This window comes from Porcincola intestinalis (assembly GCF_009696445.1).
Taxonomy (GTDB): domain Bacteria; phylum Bacillota; class Clostridia; order Lachnospirales; family Lachnospiraceae; genus Porcincola; species Porcincola intestinalis.
Genome location: NZ_VULZ01000009.1, coordinates 84,091 through 105,434 on the forward strand (window position 1 = coordinate 84,091; position 21,344 = coordinate 105,434).

Annotated in this window: 23 protein-coding genes and 1 pseudogene; 22 read left to right on the forward strand and 2 right to left on the reverse strand. The window is 53.8% G+C overall.

Annotated features, from left to right (window positions below):
* Nucleotides 1-236: 236 nt before the first annotated feature.
* From FYJ35_RS09255 to FYJ35_RS09330, 16 genes and pseudogenes are all read left to right on the forward strand, one after another.
* Nucleotides 237-1,085, forward strand: a complete 849-nt coding sequence (locus FYJ35_RS09255; RefSeq protein WP_235906493.1) for an ABC transporter substrate-binding protein — start codon at nucleotides 237-239, stop codon at nucleotides 1,083-1,085.
* Between the two features lie 103 nt (nucleotides 1,086-1,188).
* Nucleotides 1,189-1,896 carry an amino acid ABC transporter permease gene (locus FYJ35_RS09260; protein ID WP_154525801.1) on the forward strand — a complete coding sequence of 236 codons (708 nt, stop codon included), beginning with the start codon at nucleotides 1,189-1,191 and terminating at the stop codon, nucleotides 1,894-1,896.
* Nucleotides 1,897-1,913: 17 nt separating this feature from the next.
* Nucleotides 1,914-2,636 carry an amino acid ABC transporter ATP-binding protein gene (locus FYJ35_RS09265; protein ID WP_154525916.1) on the forward strand — a complete coding sequence of 241 codons (723 nt, stop codon included), beginning with the start codon at nucleotides 1,914-1,916 and terminating at the stop codon, nucleotides 2,634-2,636.
* Nucleotides 2,637-2,834: 198 nt separating this feature from the next.
* On the forward strand, nucleotides 2,835-3,434 hold the full coding sequence (locus tag FYJ35_RS09270; protein ID WP_154525803.1) for a bifunctional adenosylcobinamide kinase/adenosylcobinamide-phosphate guanylyltransferase: 600 nt from the start codon (nucleotides 2,835-2,837) through the stop codon (nucleotides 3,432-3,434).
* On the forward strand, nucleotides 3,412-4,182 hold the full coding sequence (gene cobS / locus FYJ35_RS09275; RefSeq protein WP_205839790.1) for an adenosylcobinamide-GDP ribazoletransferase: 771 nt from the start codon (nucleotides 3,412-3,414) through the stop codon (nucleotides 4,180-4,182). Before FYJ35_RS09270 ends, cobS begins: the two co-directional genes overlap by 23 nt.
* Nucleotides 4,183-4,187: 5 nt before the next feature.
* Nucleotides 4,188-5,258, forward strand: coding sequence for a bifunctional adenosylcobinamide kinase/adenosylcobinamide-phosphate guanylyltransferase (locus FYJ35_RS14445; protein WP_205839791.1), 1,071 nt, complete (start codon nucleotides 4,188-4,190; stop codon nucleotides 5,256-5,258).
* Nucleotides 5,255-5,863, forward strand: a complete 609-nt coding sequence (gene ruvA, locus FYJ35_RS09285; RefSeq protein ID WP_154525807.1) for a Holliday junction branch migration protein RuvA — start codon at nucleotides 5,255-5,257, stop codon at nucleotides 5,861-5,863. The genes FYJ35_RS14445 and ruvA overlap by 4 nt, the downstream gene beginning before the upstream one ends.
* 1 nt (nucleotide 5,864) lies before the next feature.
* The gene (gene ruvB, locus FYJ35_RS09290) at nucleotides 5,865-6,857 is read left to right on the forward strand and encodes a Holliday junction branch migration DNA helicase RuvB (RefSeq protein ID WP_154525809.1); all 993 of its coding nucleotides are present in this window, start codon (nucleotides 5,865-5,867) and stop codon (nucleotides 6,855-6,857) included.
* A 27-nt stretch (nucleotides 6,858-6,884) separates the two neighbouring features.
* A complete protein-coding gene (locus FYJ35_RS09295; RefSeq protein ID WP_154525811.1) occupies nucleotides 6,885-7,748 on the forward strand; it encodes a cell division protein ZapA in 864 nt (287 codons plus the stop codon).
* Between the two features lie 25 nt (nucleotides 7,749-7,773).
* A complete protein-coding gene (locus tag FYJ35_RS09300) occupies nucleotides 7,774-10,374 on the forward strand; it encodes a peptidase U32 family protein (RefSeq protein WP_154525813.1) in 2,601 nt (866 codons plus the stop codon).
* A complete protein-coding gene (locus FYJ35_RS09305; RefSeq protein WP_328597072.1) occupies nucleotides 10,375-11,754 on the forward strand; it encodes an FtsW/RodA/SpoVE family cell cycle protein in 1,380 nt (459 codons plus the stop codon).
* Nucleotides 11,702-13,282 (forward strand): peptidoglycan D,D-transpeptidase FtsI family protein, encoded by a 1,581-nt coding sequence (locus FYJ35_RS09310; protein ID WP_154525815.1) that lies wholly within the window; start codon nucleotides 11,702-11,704, stop codon nucleotides 13,280-13,282. The genes FYJ35_RS09305 and FYJ35_RS09310 overlap by 53 nt, the downstream gene beginning before the upstream one ends.
* 103 nt (nucleotides 13,283-13,385) lie before the next feature.
* Nucleotides 13,386-13,817, forward strand: a pseudogene (locus FYJ35_RS09315) (NUDIX hydrolase); the annotation flags it as partial.
* A gap of 85 nt (nucleotides 13,818-13,902) precedes the next feature.
* Nucleotides 13,903-14,226, forward strand: a complete 324-nt coding sequence (locus FYJ35_RS09320; protein WP_154525819.1) for a hypothetical protein — start codon at nucleotides 13,903-13,905, stop codon at nucleotides 14,224-14,226.
* A 3-nt stretch (nucleotides 14,227-14,229) separates the two neighbouring features.
* Nucleotides 14,230-15,306 (forward strand): hypothetical protein, encoded by a 1,077-nt coding sequence (locus FYJ35_RS09325; RefSeq protein ID WP_154525821.1) that lies wholly within the window; start codon nucleotides 14,230-14,232, stop codon nucleotides 15,304-15,306.
* Nucleotides 15,307-15,357: 51 nt separating this feature from the next.
* Entirely contained in the window at nucleotides 15,358-15,756 is a 399-nt protein-coding gene (locus FYJ35_RS09330; RefSeq protein ID WP_154525823.1) for a GerW family sporulation protein, read from the forward strand.
* Nucleotides 15,757-15,904: 148 nt separating this feature from the next.
* Here the strand turns inward: FYJ35_RS09330 and rpmB are convergent, their stop codons facing one another.
* Nucleotides 15,905-16,090, reverse strand: coding sequence for a 50S ribosomal protein L28 (rpmB, locus tag FYJ35_RS09335; RefSeq protein WP_154525825.1), 186 nt, complete (start codon nucleotides 16,088-16,090; stop codon nucleotides 15,905-15,907).
* A gap of 230 nt (nucleotides 16,091-16,320) precedes the next feature.
* On the opposite strand from rpmB, the gene FYJ35_RS09340 reads away from it, so the two are divergent.
* The 3 genes from FYJ35_RS09340 (at nucleotide 16,321) to FYJ35_RS09350 (ending at nucleotide 18,777) form a co-directional block, all read left to right on the forward strand.
* Nucleotides 16,321-16,677, forward strand: a complete 357-nt coding sequence (locus tag FYJ35_RS09340; RefSeq protein ID WP_154525827.1) for an Asp23/Gls24 family envelope stress response protein — start codon at nucleotides 16,321-16,323, stop codon at nucleotides 16,675-16,677.
* On the forward strand, nucleotides 16,649-18,436 hold the full coding sequence (locus FYJ35_RS09345; RefSeq protein ID WP_330683496.1) for a DAK2 domain-containing protein: 1,788 nt from the start codon (nucleotides 16,649-16,651) through the stop codon (nucleotides 18,434-18,436). Before FYJ35_RS09340 ends, FYJ35_RS09345 begins: the two co-directional genes overlap by 29 nt.
* A 95-nt stretch (nucleotides 18,437-18,531) precedes the next feature.
* Nucleotides 18,532-18,777 (forward strand): hypothetical protein, encoded by a 246-nt coding sequence (locus FYJ35_RS09350; RefSeq protein ID WP_154525831.1) that lies wholly within the window; start codon nucleotides 18,532-18,534, stop codon nucleotides 18,775-18,777.
* Between the two features lie 169 nt (nucleotides 18,778-18,946).
* On the opposite strand, the gene FYJ35_RS09355 is transcribed toward FYJ35_RS09350, so the two are convergent.
* Nucleotides 18,947-19,612 (reverse strand): helix-turn-helix domain-containing protein, encoded by a 666-nt coding sequence (locus FYJ35_RS09355; RefSeq protein WP_154525833.1) that lies wholly within the window; start codon nucleotides 19,610-19,612, stop codon nucleotides 18,947-18,949.
* A gap of 162 nt (nucleotides 19,613-19,774) precedes the next feature.
* On the opposite strand from FYJ35_RS09355, the gene FYJ35_RS09360 reads away from it, so the two are divergent.
* From FYJ35_RS09360 to FYJ35_RS09370, 3 genes are all read left to right on the forward strand, one after another.
* Nucleotides 19,775-19,987: a hypothetical protein gene (locus FYJ35_RS09360; RefSeq protein WP_154525835.1), complete on the forward strand. Its 213-nt coding sequence runs from the start codon at nucleotides 19,775-19,777 to the stop codon at nucleotides 19,985-19,987.
* Between the two features lie 313 nt (nucleotides 19,988-20,300).
* On the forward strand, nucleotides 20,301-20,738 hold the full coding sequence (locus FYJ35_RS09365) for a hypothetical protein (protein WP_154525837.1): 438 nt from the start codon (nucleotides 20,301-20,303) through the stop codon (nucleotides 20,736-20,738).
* 218 nt (nucleotides 20,739-20,956) lie between these two features.
* On the forward strand, nucleotides 20,957-21,247 hold the full coding sequence (locus FYJ35_RS09370; RefSeq protein WP_154525839.1) for a hypothetical protein: 291 nt from the start codon (nucleotides 20,957-20,959) through the stop codon (nucleotides 21,245-21,247).
* Nucleotides 21,248-21,344 lie beyond the last annotated feature (97 nt).

Here is a 21,344-nt window from a genome sequence, read left to right on the forward strand (position 1 = left end):
TATGCACGGCAGAGGAAAACAGTCACGGGACTGTTCACGATCCTAAGAATAAATATGCATGATATAATGAATATTCACAGTGTATTATGGAAAAATGCAACGAAAATATGCATATTGCCCCTTGAATAATTCATCTTCCCTGCATATAATATGAGGAAATGTTATGACAGTACTGCGGCGGGGGAGTGAATAAAGGAAGACCTGCTGCGGTGGTCATGAAGGAGGAGGATCTTGTTATGAAGAAGATTGTCGCAGTTCTTTCAGCAGCACTGATGAGCATGTCTCTTGGCATGGCAGCTTATGCAGGAGAGACAGAGGCTTCCACGGAAGCTTCAGTTGATTTTTCAGCTGTCAAGACGGTGGTTGACGGTCAGCTGACCGTCGGTACGGAGGCAGGCTTTGCTCCGTATGAGTATCTGGTAGGCGATCAGGTTGAGGGAGTCGATATCGACATCAGCCAGGCGATCGCAGACAAGCTGGGTGTCAAGCTCGTCGTTCAGAATATGGATTTTGACGGTGCATTGGCAGCAGTCCAGCAGGGGAAGGTTGACATTGTGGCGGCTGGCGTTTCCGTTTCTCCTGATCGTGAGAAGGTTATGGACTTCTCTGACAAATATGTTGATTCCAGCGACGTGATTGTCGTGAATGCAGCAAGCCCGGCAGTGAAGGAATCTTCCGCGGATGCGCTGAAGGATCTGACAGTGGGTGTCCAGCAGGGCAACATCGCAGATCTGTGGGTTTCCAACCCGGATAACGCTTCGCCGAAGAGTGTGCAGCGCTACACAAAGTTTGCGCAGGCAGCAGCGGATCTTGCCAATTCCAAGATCGACTGCATCGTGATGGACAAGGTTCCGGCTGAGGAGCTGGTCAAGTCTTCTGATGGCAAGCTTGCGATCGTGGATGGCGATCCGGTCTTTGAGGATTCCTATGCAATTGCGCTTCAGAAGGGCAATGACCAGATGAAGAGTGCAGTAAACGTGGTCATCGAAGAGCTCAAGAAGAGCGGAGAGATGGATCAGATCTTCGCATCTCATGCAGAAAGCGCTGAGACAGAGGCGGAGACGGAAGCTTCTACCGAGGCTTGAGAAGACTGCCGCCGGATGAAGGACAAAGGCATAGTGGGCGGAACCTCCGTGAAGACGGGGGCTCCGCCCTTGTGGCGCATACAGGACAGGAGAAGATTGAAACATGAACTGGCTGAAGAGTATCGGTGAGGCTTTCTACAATGCGTGGGTACCCGAAAAACGCTATCTGGCGTATCTTTCCGGGTTGCGCATGACCCTTCTGATTTCACTGTTCGCAGTGATCCTCGGGATTCTGATCGGAATCCTGATCGCCGTGACGAGGGTATCATCAAGACATACGAAAAGTCCGGTGGTAAAGCTCCTGAACAAGCTTGCGGTCCTGTATGTGACAGTGATCCGCGGCACACCGATGATCGTTCAGATTCTGATCATCTATAATCTGATCTTTACCTCTCCGAATACAAATCCGGTGATCGTAGGGGCCGTATGCTGCGGGATCAACTCGGGGGCTTATGTCGCGGAGATCATCCGGGCAGGCATTGAGTCGATTCCGATCGGCCAGATGGAAGCCGGCCGGTCGCTCGGAATGCCGTACCGGATGACGATGACGACAATCATTCTTCCGCAGGCCATCCGGAACATCCTTCCGGCGCTCGGCAATGAGTTTATATCCCTGATCAAGGAGACCTCTGTCATCTCCATCATTGCGGTCAACGACCTGACAAAAATGGCCGGCTATGTGGGGTCCCGCACTTGGGATGTCATTCCGCCTTATGTGATCGCTGCACTGTTCTACCTGGCAATGACGCTCGGGCTGAGCAAGATTCTCAGTATGGTGGAACATCGGATGGAAAAAGGAACCAGAAAGTGAGGCGCGCTATGAGCAGCATGATCGAAACGGTGAATCTGAAGAAAACGTTCGGCGACCATGAGGTCCTGCGCGGCATCAGCCAGCACATTGAAAAGGGCGAGAAGGTGGTCATCATCGGCCCCTCAGGCTCCGGAAAGTCGACGTTTCTGCGATGCCTGAATCTGCTGGAGGAACCGACCTCCGGGGATGTCATCTTCGAGGGAAAGAAGATCAACGCACCAAAGGTCGATATCGACCAGGTCCGGCAGCGGATGGGGATGGTCTTTCAGCAGTTCAATCTGTTCCCGATGAAGACAGTACGGCAGAACATCACGCTGGCACCGGTCCGCTTGAAGAAAATGACGCAGGAGGAAGCCGACGCGCGGGCGGAGGAGCTTTTAAAGCGGATCGGTCTGCCGGACAAGGCAGATGCCTACCCGGGGATGCTTTCCGGCGGACAGCAGCAGCGAATTGCGATTGCACGGGCGCTTGCCATGAATCCGGATCTGATGCTGTTTGACGAGCCGACGTCAGCCCTCGACCCGGAGATGGTCGGGGAGGTGCTGAGCATCATGAAGGAGCTGGCTGAGGACGGGATGACGATGGTCGTTGTCACGCATGAGATGGGCTTCGCCCGGGAGGTCGGCTCCAGGGTGCTGTTCATCGATGAGGGAATCGTTGCGGAGGAAAACACGCCATACGAGTTCTTCACAAGCCCGCAGAACCCGAGGCTTCAGGATTTTCTGTCAAAGGTTCTATAAGAATGCGTAGGAAACAGCGGAGCAGCTGCGGCTGCTTCGCTTATTTTTTATACCGGCGAGTTGCCGTATCAGGCAGGCAGCGTGAATCTGCTCTGCTCGATTTGAGCGGGAAGGCGGTGACTGGATGATGGGTGAAACTTGTCAGAGGGCGGTCTCGTTGCTATAATTGACAGGATTATCAGGACAGGAGACGGCAGGATGCTGGTGGCGGTGACAGGCGGAAGCGGGAGCGGGAAAAGTGCATACGCAGAGCAGACAGCCGTCCGGCTGGCAGATGGTGGCCGGCTTTTGTACCTTGCCACGATGATGCGGGACGGCGCCAGAGCACAGGAGCGAATCCGCAGGCACAGGGCATTGAGGCGCGGAAAGGGGTTCCTGACGATTGAGAAAACCGACAGGCTCTGTGAGATCGATCCAGGTATTCTTCAGGGGGCGACGGTACTGCTGGAGGACCTGTCAAACCTGGCTGCGAATGTTTTCTTCGGAACAGGAGAGGAAACAGTGGGACGGGCAGACAGGGAAAAAGCCTGTGCGGCCTGTCTGCAGGATCTCAGATATCTGCAGAATCAGGCTGATAATCTGGTTGTTGTGATGAATGAGGTATTTGCGGACGGTATCCGTTATGGGGAGGGGACGATGCAGTATCTGCGCCTACTCGGGGCATTGAACAGTGCCGCGGCAAGGCAGGCGGATGCGGCGTACGAGGTTGTGTACGGGATCCCTGTTCCCCTTCGGGGAGGAACCTTGGCGGCTGCCTCTGTCTGTGAGCAGGCATATGACGATACGGAATCTGTATGAAAGTCTGGTCATTGCATTTTCCACCTATTCCAGCATTCCGATGCCGAGGGTGGACTGGAATGACGAAAACATGAAGTATACCATCTGTTTCTTTCCGCTCATCGGTGCGGTGATCGGCGGGATTTCATGGCTCTTTGCCGCCCTTGCGGCGGCACTCCGGATCGGTGTAATTCTGAGATCGGCAGTGCTGGTCCTGATCCCGCTGGCTGTGACGGGTGGCATCCATCTTGATGGACTGCTCGATGTGGCGGATGCCCTGAGCTCCTGGAAGCCGCGTGAGGAGCGGCTCGCAATTATGAAGGACAGCCACTGCGGCGCGTTCGCGGTCATCTGGTGCTGTGCCTATTTCCTCGCCTCATTCGGTGTCTTCTCTGAAATGAAGACATCCAGCCCATCCTGCATGGCACAGCTGCTTTTGACCTACATGACCGCGCGGGCATACTCGGGACTGGCGCTTCTGACATTTCCGAAGGCGAAAAATACGGGCCTTCTGCGGACATTTTCCGACAGGGCGATGAATGACAGGGGGGCTCGGATCTTGACGGGAATGCTGGCAGCGCAGACAGCTCTGATGATCCTGATGGCTCCGGTCAGAGGCCTGAGCTGCTCCCTGGCAGGGGCTGCCGGATTTTGGCTGTACCGGAGGCTGTCCGAAAAAACATTTGGTGGGATCACCGGCGACCTGGCGGGCTGTTTCCTCTGCCTGGAGGAGCTGTGCATGGCGGCTGTGATGGCACTGGTGGGATAAAAGACATGTATATCATTACAGGCGGCGCATTCCAGGGAAAATGGAGCTATGCGCAGAAGCAGACCGGTCTCCCGGCGACTGCATTTGTGGACGGAGAGACGATTGAATATGAAGAAATATTTCATGCAGAGGGCATCGTGAACTTCCACCTTTATGTGCGCCGCTATCTCACGGGGCAGAAAGAGGAGGAGCTCGAAGCCTTTGCACGGAAATTATATGAAGAAAACCCAGACCTTGTGCTGGTGACGAATGAGGTCGGCTCGGGAATTGTACCCATGGATCCGGAGGAGCGGGCATACCGTGAGGCAGTCGGGAGAGTCTGTACATTCCTTGCATGCCGTGCGCAGCGGGTCGACCGGGTTGTCTGCGGGATCGGAATGGTCCTTCAGCTGAAACCGGATGCTGGAAGGACAGAAATGAGGAGAGAGATGACGGGGGAGATCAGAATCTGCCTTGTGCGGCATGGAAAGACAGAGGGAAATGTCCGGCGGGGCTATATCGGCTGCCGCACAGATGAGGACCTTTGCGAGGATGGGCGAAGGGAGCTTGAGATCTATAAAAGCGAGGGCAGGTATCCGGCTGCGGAGCGGCTCTACAGAAGTCCGATGAAGCGCTGTCTTCAGACAGCAGAGATCATCTGGCCTGAACTTCTGAGACCGGAGACGTGCAGGGTGGTGGAGGATTTCCGTGAGTGTGATTTTGGAGCGTTTGACGGGAAGAGCTATGCGGAGCTGAGCGGCGTGCCGGATTTTCAGCACTGGGTCGAATCCGACGGGATGGGTGCATTTCCGGGCGGGGAGGATCCGAAGGATTTCAGAAGACGGACGTCAGATGCATTTCTCGCTGTGACAGAGGAACTGTTTGCAGACGGAATCCGGAACGCTGCCTTTGCCGTCCATGGAGGGACCATCATGAGTGTGATGGCTGCCTTCGGGGATCCGGAAAAGAGCTATTACGACTGGCATGTCTGGAACGGAGATGGGTTTCTGGTAACGGTATCGGAACAAGACTGGAGGAGGACGCATCGCTTCAGGAAGATCGAGCGGCTTCTTCCCGCGGAGGACACAGAAGAATGATATCATATCTGAAAGGAGAGCTGGCCGGCGCGGGGGAAGGAATAGCTGTAGTCGATGTAGGCGGGATGGGCTTCAGGGTCTTTATCACAGACCGTGATCAGGCAGACCTCCCGGCTGTCGGCGAGCCGGTTCAGCTCTATACCTATCTGTCTGTCCGGGAAGATGCCATCTGGCTGTATGGCTTTCTGTCGGAGGAGGATCGGCAGGTTTTCCGCCAGCTTCTGACAGTCTCGGGAGTCGGGCCGAAGGCAGCACTTGGCATTCTGTCGGCTCTTTCTGCCAATGATCTTCGATTCGCAGTCTTCTCGGATGATGTCAAGGCCATTTCAAAGGCGCCGGGCGTCGGACTGAAGACGGCAAAGAAGCTGATCCTGGAGCTCAAGGACAGACTGAAGCTGGAGGATGCAATTCCGGGAGGCGGAAATATGGACGAGGAAGCCGGCTCCCACATGCAGGATACGGATGTGACAGAGGCAGTGGAGGCGCTCGTGACACTGGGGTATTCCAGCTCGGAGGCTCTCCGCGCAGTAAAGCGGGTGAAGATGGACGGGAACATGAAGACAGAGGATATCCTTGGCGAGGCATTGAAAGTGATAGGACTGTAAGATGGCAAGAAGAATTACGACGACGGATGAGACGGAAGAGGATTCCAGGATCGAACCGAAGCTCAGACCCCAGAGGCTGGACGAGTACATCGGGCAGGAGAAGGCGAAGCAGTCGCTGAAGATCTATATCGCGGCGGCAAAGGAACGCCATGAAACACTGGATCACGTTCTCTTCTATGGCCCGCCGGGACTGGGGAAAACGACGCTGGCGGGCATCATTGCCAATGAAATGGGCACGAAGCTCCGCGTGACATCCGGACCGGCAATCGAAAAGCCGGGGGATATTGCCTCGATTCTGAAGTGCCTGAGCGAAGGCGACATCCTGTTCATCGATGAGATCCACCGGCTGAACCGGCAGGTGGAGGAGTATCTGTACTCCGCCATGGAAGACTTCACGATGGACATCATGATCGGAAAAGGCGCGGGCGCCAGGTCGATTCACCTTCCGCTGCCTCATTTCACCCTGATCGGGGCGACAACAAGGGCAGGCCTTCTCAGCGCGCCGCTCAGAGACCGCTTCGGGGTCGTACATCATCTTGAGTATTATACGCCTTCGGAGCTTCAGACGATTGTGCTGAGATCCGCGGAGGTGCTTGGCGTGAAGATCGATGAAAATGGGGCCGCGGAGATTGCAAGGCGTTCGCGCGGGACACCCAGACTGGCAAACCGGCTGCTGAAACGGACGCGGGATATCGCACAGATCCGTTATGACGGAGAGATCACGGAGCAGGTTGCAAGAGCTGCGCTGGACTTCCTTGAAGTAGACCGGAGCGGTCTTGACAACCTGGACAGGATGATTCTGACGACGATGATCGACAAGTTCGGAGGCGGGCCGGTGGGACTCGACACGCTTGCGGCGGCGATCGGCGAAGACAGCGGTACCATCGAGGACGTGTACGAACCGTACCTGATAAAAAATGGTTTTCTCATCCGGACCCCGAAGGGCCGCGAGGTGACAGATCTGGCCTTCAGCCATCTGGGACTGAGGAGATAACCGTACATCTACAGCAGGAGCAGAGTGATGGAAAAGAAAAATGTGACGGAGGTCGTGATTGACGGTGTCATATACAGACTGGGCGGATATGAGAGCAGCGAGTACCTGCAGCAGGTCGCCGGGTATCTGAACAATAAAACAACGGAGCTGAAGGCCCTTGACGGGTATCATCATCTTCCGACCTCCCAGAAGGCCCTGATGATGGAGCTGAATATCGCGGATGATTACTTCAAGGCGAAGAAGTCCGCCGATCATCTTGAGAAGGAGCTTGCTGACAAGGACAAGGAACTTTACGGGGTCAAGCATGATCTGGTGGCGCTTCAGATGAAGCTGGAGGAAGCAAGCCGTACAATCCAGACGCTGAAGGGAGAGTATGAGGACAGCCAGAAGGAGCTGCTGAGGCTTCAGGCGGTATCAGCGCAAAGAGGCGCAGGCGAGACGGCAGGGCAGCTGTCTGACAAGCCGGAGCAGGATGCCGGTCAGCAGGCTGATCAGCTGACCGATCAGGCAGCCGACTGTGCGGCTGTGAAGCCAGAATCGAAGCCCTTTGCAGGAGAAGGAGCAGAAAAGAGCGGCATCACTGCCGGGATCAGAGAGGACGAGGCTTCGGACGGACAGATTCCGGGCCAGCTGAGCTTTGATCTGCCGGGCGGAAAGGAGCAGGCGGCTCCGGAACCCGCCGAGGATCCAGGTGCGGTCTTCAGGCCTGGTAATGCTGCGCGTGAGGACGCATCATCCGGGGAACCGGCAGCGGCGGAGGATGCTGAAAACGGTCATGCGAAGACATTTGTCCCGGGAGCGGCGGACCGGGAAAACATGCTCCGCTCGGCTCGGGAAAACTTCCTGAACCAGTCCGGAAGCTACAGCAGGAAGAACCGCAGAAGGCACTGATGTAGAGAAGGAAGGAGGCAGGCGATTGGCGAAGGTAGAGCTTCTCTCCCCGGGCGGAAGTCTGACGGGGATAAAAGCCGCGGTGGCGGCAGGAGCAGATGCGGTCTATGCGGGCGGCAGTCTGTTCGGTGCGCGCGCATATGCGGAGAATCCGGATGAGAGCGGGCTTCTGGAAGCCATCGATTTCTGCCATCTCCACCGCGTCAGAATGTATCTGACTGTCAATACGCTGCTCAAGGAAAGAGAGCTTCGGGAGGAGCTGTATTCTTACATCAGACCCCTCTATGAGCGGGGGATCGATGCGGTGCTGGTACAGGATCTGGGTGTTTTCAGAGCGCTGAAGGAATGGTTTCCGGATCTGCCGCTGCATGCTTCGACACAGATGACCATCACCGGGGAGGATGGAGCAGCTCTTCTTCAGCAGATGGGTGCCGACAGGGTTGTTCTTTCCAGGGAGCTGACGCTCAGCGATATCCGTGCCATCAGAAGCCGGACGGATGTGGAGCTTGAGACCTTTGTGCACGGAGCCCTCTGCTACTGCTATTCCGGCCAATGTCTGATGAGCAGTCTGATCGGGGGAAGATCCGGGAACAGGGGGCGGTGTGCACAGCCATGCCGGCTTCCATACAGCCTGCGGGACGGGTTTCCAGGGACGGAAGGTGACGCCCGGTCTGTCAGCCGGGAGAAGGCCGCCTGCAGCAATCCGCGCGGAGAAAGCGGCAGCCGGAGCATGACAGCCGGGAACCGTTCAGGCAGAGCGGACGGAAACAATCCGCGCCGGGAGGCCGGATGCGGAAGATTCGGGGCTGATCAGAGAAACGGCCGATACCTGCTGAGCCTTAAGGATATCTGCACGCTGCAGATTCTGCCGGACCTCATCGATGCCGGCATCTCCTCCCTGAAAATCGAAGGGCGGATGAAGCGTCCGCAGTATGCCGCAGGAGTGACGGCGATCTACCGCAAGTATATCGATCTGTACCTTGAAAGAGGACGGGAAGGATACAGGATTGATCCGGCGGATATGACGGCGCTCACAGACCTCTATTCGAGAGGCGGCTTTTCCGAAGGGTATTATAATCAGAAAAACGGCCCCTCCATGATGACGATGGACCAGCCGGATCACAGCGGGAGCGCGGCGGCGAGCGTGCTGAAGACAGGCAGCCGCTGCAGGCTGCAGGCGCTGGAGGACCTCTATCCGTCGGACATCCTGAGCGTTGAGGGAAAGACGGTGCAGTGTGCGGAGCGTGTCCGTGCAGGACAGACATTTTCCCTGCTCGGGACCTGCCCGGGACTGAAAGCGGGGAGCATTGTCATGCGTGTCCGTGCCCAGCATCTGCTGGATACGCTCACAGAGACCTATGTGGACCGGAAATTGTCTGTAGAGGCTGAAGGACATGTCGTGATGAAAGCGGGAGAGCCGCTCAGGATAGCGGCCTCCGCCCTTGGCAGGGAGGCTGTCTTCAGCGGATCGGTTGTCCAGGAGGCGGAGAAGCATCCGCTTTCGGCACAGGACGTCCGCCGGCAGCTCGGAAAGACCGGAGACACACCGTTTGCATTTCAAAAGCTGGATGTGGAGCTTTCCGGGAACTGTTTCCTCCCGATCAGCGATATGAACCGGGCCAGGAGGGAAGTGCTGGACCGGCTGAAAGAGGAGATTCTGTCCGGCAGCTGGAGAAGAATCCCGAAGCAGGCGGGTGATCAAAGCATACAGAACACTCTGGCTGGGGCAGACAACCGGTCTGAAGCAGGCATATGGGCAGGAGGCGCTCCGGAAAGCCCGCCTTCCGGGACGACGGATGGCGCCACAGAGGGCATGCAGAGGGAAGGCGCGGCGGTGAGACACCCGTCGGTCACAGCCTCCGTTCTGACGATGGGGCAGCTTCAGGCGGTGCTGAAGGAGAGAAGCGTCGGAGGGGTCTATGTGGAGGTGTCGATTTTTATCGGGCAGCCTGCCACTGCCCCCGAGGCGATCACAGGCCTGATTCATGATGCAGGCAAACGGGCATATCTGGCAATGCCCTACATCTGGCGAGAGGACGTCAGGCGAACCTTTGAACAGACACTTCCTGCAGAGAAGATGAAGCTCTTTGACGGGATTCTTGTCAGAAGCATCGATCAGCTCGGCAGACTGGCGGACTGGCTTCCTCTGAGGGAAGTGATTGCGGATGCTGGGATCTATACCTGGAATACGGAAGCACAGAAAGAAGTGCGCATGCTGGGGGCGACACTTGATACCTGCCCGTATGAGTGTACGGCAGCGGAGCTTTCTGCCAGAAATATGAGCGGATCCGAGCTGGTTGTATACGGGCGTCAGCCTCTGATGGTTACTGCCCAGTGTCTGCGGAAAAATACCGGCGGCTGCACGCATGCGGCATCCTGGCTGACGCTCACGGACCGTATGAAAGCACAGTTTCCGGTCAGATGTGAGTGTGCCTTCTGCGGGAACATCATCTACAACAGCGTTCCGCTGGATTTGATCACAGCAGAAAAGGAGCGCCGCCTTCTCTCCCCAGCGTATATCCGCTACAGCTTTACAACCGAGACAGCTGCGGAGGTCCGGCGGGTGCTGGGCGGAGAACTTCCGGTTTCCATAACAAGAGGTCATATCCGGAAAGGAGTGGAGTAAGTGAATCTGAGCACCCTGTTCACCATCCTGATGAAGGCAGCCCACTACCTGATTTTGATTCTGATGGTCGCTTATACAGTCGCTGCTTATACAGTCTTCCGAAGCAGGAGCAGGGAGACCAGGGAGCGGCTGTTCCTCAGACAGGACTGGCTGCTTCTGGGCATCCATTTTCTGGCCTACCTGACGATGTATCTCAAGACACTCAATACAGAGCTACTTTTGTTCTATGCAGCGCAGCTGGTCTATTTTCTGTTTGTGCTGCTTCTGTTCCGGAATCTGTATCCGAGAATTTCAAAGGGGCTGCTGAACAATATGTGTCTGCTCGTGATGACGGGCTTTGTGATGATTACCAGACTTTCATATGATGAGTCCGTCCGACAGTTCCGTTTTGCCTGCATCGGGACGGTGATTGCACTCATCGTTCCGGTGATCATCCGGAAACTGCATCTTCTGACAAAGATGACCTGGGCTTACGCGTTTGTCGGAATCGGACTTCTGGGGCTGGTGATGGTCGCTTCCCGTTCTGTAAATGGTGCAAAACTGACGCTTACAGTTGGCGGGTTTGCCTTCCAGCCTTCAGAGTTTGTCAAGATTATCTTTGTGTTTGCAGTTGCAGGTCTTCTGGCAGGTGAGCACAGCCTGAAACGGATCATAACAGCGACAGTACTGGCAGCGGTTCATGTCGGCATCCTGGTGATTTCAACGGATCTTGGTTCCGCGCTGATTTTCTTTGTCGCCTATCTTGTGATGCTGTTTGTAACGACACGAAATCCGTTTCTTGTGTCGATCGGCGTGCTGGCAGGAGCGGCTGCCGCGGTGGCGGCTTATTTTCTGTTTTCACACGTGCGGGTGCGTGTCCAGATTTGGAAAGATCCGTTTGCCGACTATGCCGGAAGCGGGTATCAGATCTGTCAGTCCTTGTTCTCGATCGCGGCTGGCGGCTGGCTGGGAACAGGACTCTACCAGGGAAGTCCGGGAGCGATCCCCTATGTCGAGGAGGACTTTATGTTCAGTGCGATCCTCGAGGAAATGGGCGGCATCTTTGGGATTTGCCTCATCCTGGTCTGCCTGGCGGTATTTATCATGTTTGTTAACATTGCCATGAAGCTTGAGAGCAGATTCTACCGGCTGGCGGCGGTCGGCTTTGGCGCAATTTATGCCACACAGGTATTTCTGACAATCGGAGGCGGGACGAAGCTGATCCCGATGACGGGCGTCACGCTTCCGCTTGTAAGCTACGGTGGAAGCAGCCTGCTCAGCACGCTGATCATGATTGCGATCGTGCAGGGACTGTATATGCTTCGAAGCGACGAGGTGAGAGAAGAATATGAGACAGAACGATCCCGGATATCAGAACCCGGACAACCATACAGAGACTGACACCGGAAACAGCGTTCAGAAGGACAGCAGGCGGCGCAGAAGTTTTCTGAGCCGCGTCCACATCCGGAAAATTGACTTAAGTCCGCAGCAGCCCGGAGAGACAGAGGAGCCGGGGGACCGCCGGAATACAGAGCTTGTGGCCGTCACTTACTTATTCATTGCGCTTTTGCTTCTTCTGACGGTCTGGGTCGGATACCTCGAGATTTTCAAGCGGGATGACCTCAACAGCAACATCAACAATACAAAGAAGGCCGGGGCGAGCGGCAATGTGATCCGGGGGAGCATCCTGACAGGGGATGGAACGGTCCTGGCTTCGACCAGCATCGACGGGGACGGAAATGAAACCCGCTCTTATCCGTACTCCAATATCTTTGCGCATGTGATTGGGTATGCGTCGAATGGAAGTGCAGGCCTTGAAGCAGAAGAAAACTATGACCTGATGTCCTCCCATACGAGTCTACTGTCCCAGATCCAGAGCAAGGATGACGGAAAGAAGGTGCAGGGAGACAATGTGATCGTTACACTGAACCCCTCTCTGCAGCAGACGGCTTACTATGCCCTGGGTTCCTACAGGGGAGCAGTGGTTGTCATGGAACCGGATTCCGGCAAGATTCTTGCGATGGTCTCGAAGCCTGACTTTGATCCGAACACCATCTCCACGCAGTGGGAGAACCTTGTGTCGGACTCCTCCTCAGGTGTTTTGCTGAATCGTGCGACGCAGGGACTGTATCCTCCGGGATCCACTTTCAAGATGCTGACGACACTGGCCTATCTGCGTGAACATCCGTCTGATTACACCCAGTTTTCATGGGACTGCACCGGTTCTTTGTCTCAGGGCGATGTAACCATCACCTGCTACCATGGCGAGCAGCATGGCCAGGAAGACCTGACAGCAGCATTCCGGAATTCCTGCAACACTGCATTTGCTGATATCGGGCTGAATCTGAAGGACAATGCGCTGCACAACGTCGCGGAGAATTTTTTGTTCAACAGCAAGCTTCCGACCGACATCCAGTCCTCCCAGAGCGTTTTCAAGCTTACGAAGAATTCCTCAGACGGAGAGAAGATGACGACTGCGATCGGCCAGGGGGATACGCTGGTAACCCCGCTCCATATGGCGATGGTGACATCCACGATTGCGAATGGCGGAATCATGATGCGCCCGTATCTGGTGGATCAGATTAAATCCTCTGAAGGAGACACGGTGTCCAAGAACGATCCGTCGATTTACAAAAAGCTGATGACGCCGGACGAGGCGCAGACGATCACGCAGTTCATGGAAGCCACTGTCACTTCCGGGACCGCGCAGGCGCTTTCAGGAGCAGGCTACAGTGTTGCCGGAAAAACGGGGTCTGCCGAGCATGACATTGATAGCGGAGGAACGGGCACGCATTCATGGTTCTGCGGGTTTTCCAATGTGGATGATCCGGATATTGCCGTTGCCGTGATCGCGGAGGATGCCGGGACAGGATCAGCGGTTGCTGTTCCGATTGCCAAACAGATTTTTGATGCCTACTACGGTGGATAATTGCTTCAGGATGCGATATACTTTTTAACACACTATGTTCCGCAGACAGAAACAACTATTGAGAAAGCCGGAACGGACTTCTGACAGGCAGAAAGGAGTTGCAATGACTGAGGCAACAAGCTGCGGCGGAGTCGTAATCTTCAGAGGCAAGATTCTTGTGCTGTATAAGAGCTACAGGAACCGTTATGAAGGGTGGGTTCTCCCGAAGGGGACGGTTGAAGCCGGAGAGACATTTCCCGAGACGGCACTCCGTGAGGTGCATGAAGAGACGGGGACACAGCCGAAGATTGTAAAGTATGTTGGACAAAGCCAGTATACATTCAATGTGACCAGGGATTCGATCCGCAAGACGGTACACTGGTACCTGATGGAGGCAGACAGTTATTATTCGAAGCCACAGCGGGAAGAATACCTGGTGGATTCCGGGTATTATAAGTATCATGAGGCCTATCATCTTCTGAAGTTCTCCAACGAGAAGATGATTCTGGAGACTGCATACCGGATGTATCAGGAACTGAAGCGGACAGATCAGTGGAGGCCGTTGACAGAGGAAGAGCTCCGGGTGCTCGGCCCGGAGAACCCGGGCCTGGTGTCCGGGCATGCAGATGTTGGAGAACCGCATGGGGATCATCTGGTATAAAAGCCTCTATCTGGGGGCACTTGTCCGAAAAAAGGCGGGCAGAATCAAAAGAAAAATTGACACGGGGACTTATCCGCCGGGGGTCTACCTCGTGACGCTCTCGGAGGGAAAGGCGGTGCTGGAGCTGATTCCGGCTTCAGAGCTGAAAGTGGCCTGTGTCCGCTCCCAGCTTCCGACGGTCGTGGGAATTGCGGGCGGAAAGGCAGAGGCAGAGTACGTGGCATCCCGGATTGTGCAGGATACGTGGGAGGCTCAGGGGGATGCAGATGTGAGACGATTCCTTGAATCGGAGGACAGGGGGTAGGATATGGTACAGATCATCCTGGCCATCCTGAGGATCATCGGGATCATTTTGCTGATTGTGTTGGGAATTGCCGCCGTCCTGATCCTGCTGGTACTTTTCTGGCCGGTTGAATATCAGATCAGTCTTCGGAAGGAGGATCAGGCGTTTGAAGCAGAGGGCAGGGCAGGTTGGCTGTTTCATCTTCTCAGCGCGGATGTTCAGATCAGAGAACGAACCGGGACGATCACACTGAAAATTTTCGGCAGGAGGCTGAAGACCTTCCGGATACCGGAGGGCAGGAGGGCGGAAGCGCCGCACAGTCAGGCGGCTTTAGAAACGGGGACGCAGACACGGGAGGATCAGACTGGAAGACAGATACCCCGGGGGGAGACGGACACCGCCGGGCAGAAGACAAAAACGGGTGGGCAGGCAGCTTCAGATGGAATCGGACCCCGAAAACGGGCCAGCCGGATTCGGAGCGCTGCCATTTCCGCCGTTTCAGCGGTCAGAAACATCCTTTCAAGAATATCCGGGGCGGCAGCGGGAATCGCCGCAAGGGCGATTCAGAAAGCAGCAAAGGGATTGGTCACGGCGATGGCGTTTGTCTTTCGGATGCAGGAACTGCCTTCTGATCTTGGAGACTTCTCCGACACATTCCATGAGAATGCGGATACAAAGATCGAATCATTCAGGAGAAAAGCAGAACCATTTGTTTCACCGGATGCATTCAGCCTATACGGAAGGATCATGAGACATCTTGGCAGGCTGCTTCGCAGTCTGCGGTTTCGCAGACTGGAAGGATACCTTTTGGTCGGTACCGGGAAACCGGATCTGACCGGAGAGCTGATCGGGCTGCTCTACATGATTCTGCCGGATACAGCCAGAGCATATGAGCTTCGAGCGGACTTTTATCAGGCAACGCTGAAGACCCGGACGAACGCAGCCGGGCATATCCGTATGAACCATGTTCTGATGTTTCTCATCAGACTGCTGAGAGATAAAGAATTCAGAAAGCTTCTCGCCCATGTCAGACGGAAGGGGAAAGAAGGCTCGAAAGGGCGTTCGAAAGGACGGTCAGTGAAAAAGAAAAAGCGAAAATAGGTCGGTTTCGGAAGCCTTTTGGCGAGCTATGGAACAGGGAGGATAACCAGGATGGCAGAACACTTTGATACAACAGTAGGAGCTCTTTTCAAGGGAATGGAAGAGTTTGTCACGAGTAAGACTGTGATCGGCGAACCGGTCAAAGTTGGAGATACGACAATTCTCCCTCTCATTGATGTGAGTTTCGGGGTCATGGCTTCCGCGCGGAATGAATCCCAGCGGTCAAACGGCGGAGGCGGAATGGGCGGGAAGATGTCGCCGACAGCTCTCCTCGTCATCAAGGACGGCTCGACAAGACTGGTGAATATCAAGAATGAGGACTCCATATCGAAGCTGATCGACATGGCGCCGGATCTGATCAACCGCTTTATGCCTGGCAAAAAGAAACAGGACAGCCCTCAGGAAAAGGCAGCTATGGATGAAGCAGCAAAGAAGGATCAGACATTCTGAGCATAGCAGCAGGAGGGATGATGCGGGGCAGCGGGCATCCATAAAGGATTGCCCGGTATTGCCCGCTTAGAACATTCGGCTGAAAAAAGAAAACCGGCAGGTTCAACCCTGCCGGTTCACATATACGTCCTCATCCTGGAAGAGAGGCTCAGCCTCTTTCAACCTTGCCGGACTTCAGGCACTGCGTGCAGACATAGATCTTCTTGTTTGCACCATTGATCTTTGCAGTGACGTGCTTGATGTTCGACTTCCACATATGATTGGATCTTCTGTGGGAGTGGGATACGTTGTTCCCGAAATGAGCACCTTTACCGCAGATTTCACACTTGGCCATCCTGAGCACCTCCTTATAAAATTGCACCCGCATGTATAAGTGGCAGAAAGACCAGTGCAGCGGGAATACGTTCTGTTGTCACCGCAGACTTAACAGACATGCCAAATCGCGACTTACACATTCTAACAGAACGGACAGCGGAATGCAAGGGGAAATGCAAGAAATTAGATGTTTTCATTTATTGCTGATTCTGGTAGAATGACTGTGATTATAGAGTCTGGAGGTATCCTATGAGCGTTCGAATGGAAAACAAACTAGGATCGATCGTCATCGATACAAATGTCATCGCGACATATGCCGGCTCCGTTGCCGTAGAGTGCTTCGGAATTGTCGGTATGGCGAGCGTGAATATGAAGGATGGCCTGGTCAAGCTCCTCAACCGTGACAGCCTCGGGCATGGAATCAGCGTTCACGTGAACGAGAAAAAGATCACACTTGATTTCCATGTGATCATTTCCTATGGGGTAGGAATCCACGCGGTTGCGGACAACCTTATCAGCAATGTCAAGTATAAGCTGGAGTCGTTCACAGGCATGGAGGTTGAGCGGATCAACATCTATGTGGAAGGAGTCAGAGTCATCGACTGATAAGGAGCAGGGCATTCTGCCCTTCGGAGGGTATTTCACATTGAGTACGAATTCAATAGATGCGCAGCTGATGGCGAAGATGTTCCTCGCCGGAGCCAGAAATCTTGAATCAAAAAAAGAATGGATCAATGAACTGAACGTGTTTCCTGTCCCGGATGGAGATACCGGAACGAATATGTCCCTGACCATCAAGTCGGCGGCGGATGAAGTGAAGGGACTGGAGAGCGTCACACTGGAGACCGTCTCCAAGGCCATTTCCTCAGGTTCCCTGAGAGGGGCGAGAGGCAACTCGGGTGTCATTCTGTCCCAGCTGTTCCGCGGATGCAGTAAGGTATGGCGGAACGAAGCGGAGATCACACCGAAAAACACGGCGGCTGCATTCCAGAAGGCGGTTGAGACGGCCTACAAGGCTGTCATGAAGCCAAAGGAGGGTACAATTCTCACAGTGGCGCGGGGCGGTGCGACAAAAGCCTGCGAGCTGGTTGAGGAAAACCCGGACATCGAGATCGGTGATCTGCTCAGTCAGACCATTCGTTATATGGATGAGGTGCTGAATCAGACGCCGGAGATGCTGCCGGTTCTGAAGGAAGCGGGGGTTGTGGACTCAGGCGGACAGGGACTTGTCCAGATTCTGAAGGGCTGTCTCAACGGCTTCCTCGGAATCGAGGAGGAAGAAGAGGAGAAGGAAGAGGTACGCAAGTTCAATTACCGGGTAGAGTATATCCTGAACTGCGCGAAGCATATCTCAAAGGAAGAACGGCTGAAGTTTGTCGGGTTCCTGGAATCCATTGGTGCAGATGTCGCCGCAGAGCGCTGTGACCAGGGGCTGAAGGTCTATCTGAATACAGATGATCCCGGAGCCGCGCTGACAAAGGCGACAGAGTACGGTACGATGTCGCGGATCCATGTCATCAACAATATTGACAGACCGGTTTATCCGCTCCACCTGTTTGATGAGAAGGAGCTGGAGGAGGCGCTGAAGAATCCGGAGGAGGACTCAGATCCGGAGCCAGCATCGCAGCCAGAAGCAGGAAATTCTTCCGCGGCTGCCGCTGTAGACTTGGCAGCCGCTTCCAGTGAAGCGTCACCTGCGCCCCATAAGGATGTCGGTTTTGTTGCCGTTTCCATCGGAGAGGGACTTGGCGGCATTTTCCGGGATCTCGGAGTGGACTGCCTGATCGAGGGCGGGCAGACGATGAATCCGTCCACGGAGGATGTGATGAATGCTGTGGCAAAGGTAAACGCTGACACCGTTTTTATCCTGCCGAACAACAAGAACATCATCCTGGCGGCACAGCAGGCGCAGAATCTGATCCACGACAAGAAGATCATCGTGATCCCGACAAAGACCATACCGCAGGGAATCACGGCGATGATTGATTACATGCCGGACAAGACACCTGCCGAGAACGAGACCGCGATGAGAGAAGAGATTCTCGCAGTCAAGACGGTTGAGCTGACCTATGCAGTCCGCGATACCCGGATTGGCGACAATGTCATCCACAGCGGAGATATTATGGGCGTGGGAGATCATGGCATCATCGCAGTCGGGAAGGAAGTCGATGATACGGCAATCGCATCGCTGAAGAAGATGGTCGACAGCGACTCTGAGCTGATTTCCGTTTACTATGGAAAAGAGATGTCGGAGGAGAAGGCGCAGGCGCTGGGAGAGAAGCTTGGCGAGGCGTTCCCGGACTGCGATGTCGAGGTCAACGCAGGCGGACAGCCGATCTACTACTACATTATCTCGGTTGAGTAAGAAAAACACTGATTTTATCATGCTTTCAGGCGTTTTGGAACGGTTTTTACTACCAAATCTACTACTTTTTCAGTTCAGGAAGGAGCAAAAACGCTATGAGAGTGCAGCTGACAGAAGGTGCAACCGATGAAATCAAACTCGAAAGTGATGAAGTGCATTGTGTATTGGGAAATGAGCGTCTGACGGGCAAAATACTGAGAGAATTAGTCTCAGCGGATGCGGCGATATATTCCAAAATGGTTGCCGCAATCAGAGAAGCAACGTTGAGCAGAGACAAGAACTTTGAGAGATGGAGTGAAGCATTGTTGAAAGTAGCAGACACTTTGCGAATGATTAAATAAGACTGTCGGACAGGATAACATGAGATTAGGATAACCGCTTCAGGGGTAAAGCCTGAGGCGGTTATTTTTGTTCAATCATTTCAGAAACGCGCAGAAGGGCACAGAAACCATTTCACGGCACGGATTGATAACTTATCATGTAAACGGGTAAAACGGCTTTCAGAGGCTCTCAGAGGCTTTCAGGAACGTTTCTGCTTTTCAGAGGGTAGAGCGCACGGAGCATAGCCGTTAAATCATTCGATGCGTTAAAGAGTGCCAAATCATAGTCGCGCTGTAGTTCATATTCGTCTTTATCAACTTCAGACGGGTTTTGTCCGCTTGCCTCTTTTGCAGCTGTTGCGGACATGAGCAGCCCCGTGAAGGTTTGAGCAGAGAGCCGTGTTCCATCACCGTATTGCAGAAGAGCGTCAAGTGTTTGCGTCAGGAGCAGCGGCAGTTTGCGAATACGTTCGATCGATTCAGAAGAGAGTCCCGTGTAGTCAGCTGCCGATACTTCAGCGCGGCGGCGTACTTCAGTGTCTGTAATCAGATATTCTATATCAACGTTAAACAGTGTTGACAGCTTGCAGAGCGCAGCGGCGTTTGGATAGATTCTCTCGGTTGATTCCCACTTTTTCACAGTCTCAGCAGAAACGCCGATTCTCTCAGCAAGTTCTTTTTGGGTAAGTCCCTTTTCACGCCTCAATTCCCAAATACGTTCTGAAAAATCATCTGAATTCAGAAGCTGATTTTTCTCAGGCGCAGAGGTTGGTAACGCATAAGATTCCTGCAATAGTTTTCTGAGTTTATTCTGTGATGCAGCTTTCATTATCCTGCTCAGTTCGTGCTTTTTCATCTATGGTGCATTCCTTTCACAACAGGTAAATAAGTACCTATTTCATAAAATAGGAAAATGTAAAATAGTTATTTTTATTAAGAATATATCATGCAACAATATGCACGTAAAGAAACAATGCTCACGCGTGAGAACATACAGCAAAAGAAAAGGGGCATTCACATGAGCAGATATAAAGAGCGGATGCAGCAGGCAGAGCAGACCGATTTCAACCGTTATACGTGGCTTGATGACTTTCAGGGAGCGGCATATTCACGCATGAGTGTGACAACGTTCCGTGAATGGGCGGCAGACATTAGACATAGAGTTGGTAATACAAGCCGTGTACGCAAGGCAGATATTGACGCGAAACTGCTTCAGACAGAGGTGAGGTGAGAATATGACAGAACGGGCAGAGGCAAACATATATGACTTGTTAGAGGCAACGCAGCGGGCTTGGCACGTTGCTGAACTGACTCAGTTATACGGATGGACGCGCGATGAAGTGCGGGCAGAAGTTCGGCGTGAGAGACACGAAGGACACATTATTTGCAGCGGTGAGGCGGGCTATTGGATACCTCAGAGCAGAGCAGAGGTTGAGTCATTCGTGAAGAACATGGAGCAGCGCATTGCAGGCATTGCAATATCTGTGAAATCAGCGCGGAAACTGCTGAAGAATGAAGCAGATGCAGTGTAACGGTGGAGAGCGATGCTGAAAAGATACGGGGAACGGCAACGGATACCACCTCAACCGTGGGAAACATCCGACAGGCACTATCCGTTTGCACGCATATATACCGACCTGCTGCACTCAGATGCGTTTTGCGATATGAGCAGCAGACAGCAGATTCTTTACGTCAACATTGCGGCGCAGAGGTACGGCGCGAAGTACAGACCATGCAAGGATTTTCCAAACACATCTGAATTCAGGGACGATGAAAATCCCGCATTCTATTTTAATTTCGCGCTTGCATCAGAAAAATGCAGGCTATACAGCAAGAACGGACGCAAGGAATTCTATGCAGATATGCGGTCATTGAAGGAACATGGTTTTATCACTGAAGTTGCAAACGGACGAGCCAACCACACAAAAAGTATATATAGATATTCGGCAAAATGGAGAACGTGGAAGCCCCCGCGAGTTTAAAACCCAAGGGGGTAATCACCCACTACTTTCACCCAAAGTAGTAGGCAATCACCCACTACCCCCCGTCAAGGGTAGTAGGCAATCCCCCACTACCGTGTGAAAATTTCGGCAGTGGGGGTAGTAGGCAATCACCCACTCAATTATATATAGCCATCTTAGAGAGAACGTTTCTTAAAGGGTTTTAAGGGGCGGGCGGTGCAGTTTCACAGGGGGACGGCATGAGACAGACGGAAGAGCGGTACACATTTACCGTTGACGGGCGAAAGATAAAATTATCTTCATCGGAACTGCTGCTTTGCATTATGCAATGGATGCGTGATGTATATGGAGACGCGCAGCAGATGCAGTTCAGGGAGTCAATGATTAAATTTGCAATATCTGAGGGCACAGCAGACTTAGAAGAGCGGGCGCGAGAGGCTAAGATTTATGCAGAGATTGCAGCAGAGAAGGAAGAGGAAGAAGAACAGGAGCGGGAAACATGGTTTGAAATCATGTCAGAAGAGGAGTGATGAGCGTGGACGGGTAAAAAAATACAGTCGGCAGCGGTCAGGCGGTCGGCTGTATCGTGGTTCAGAACGGGCAGTTCTAGAAACTCACGGTTACATT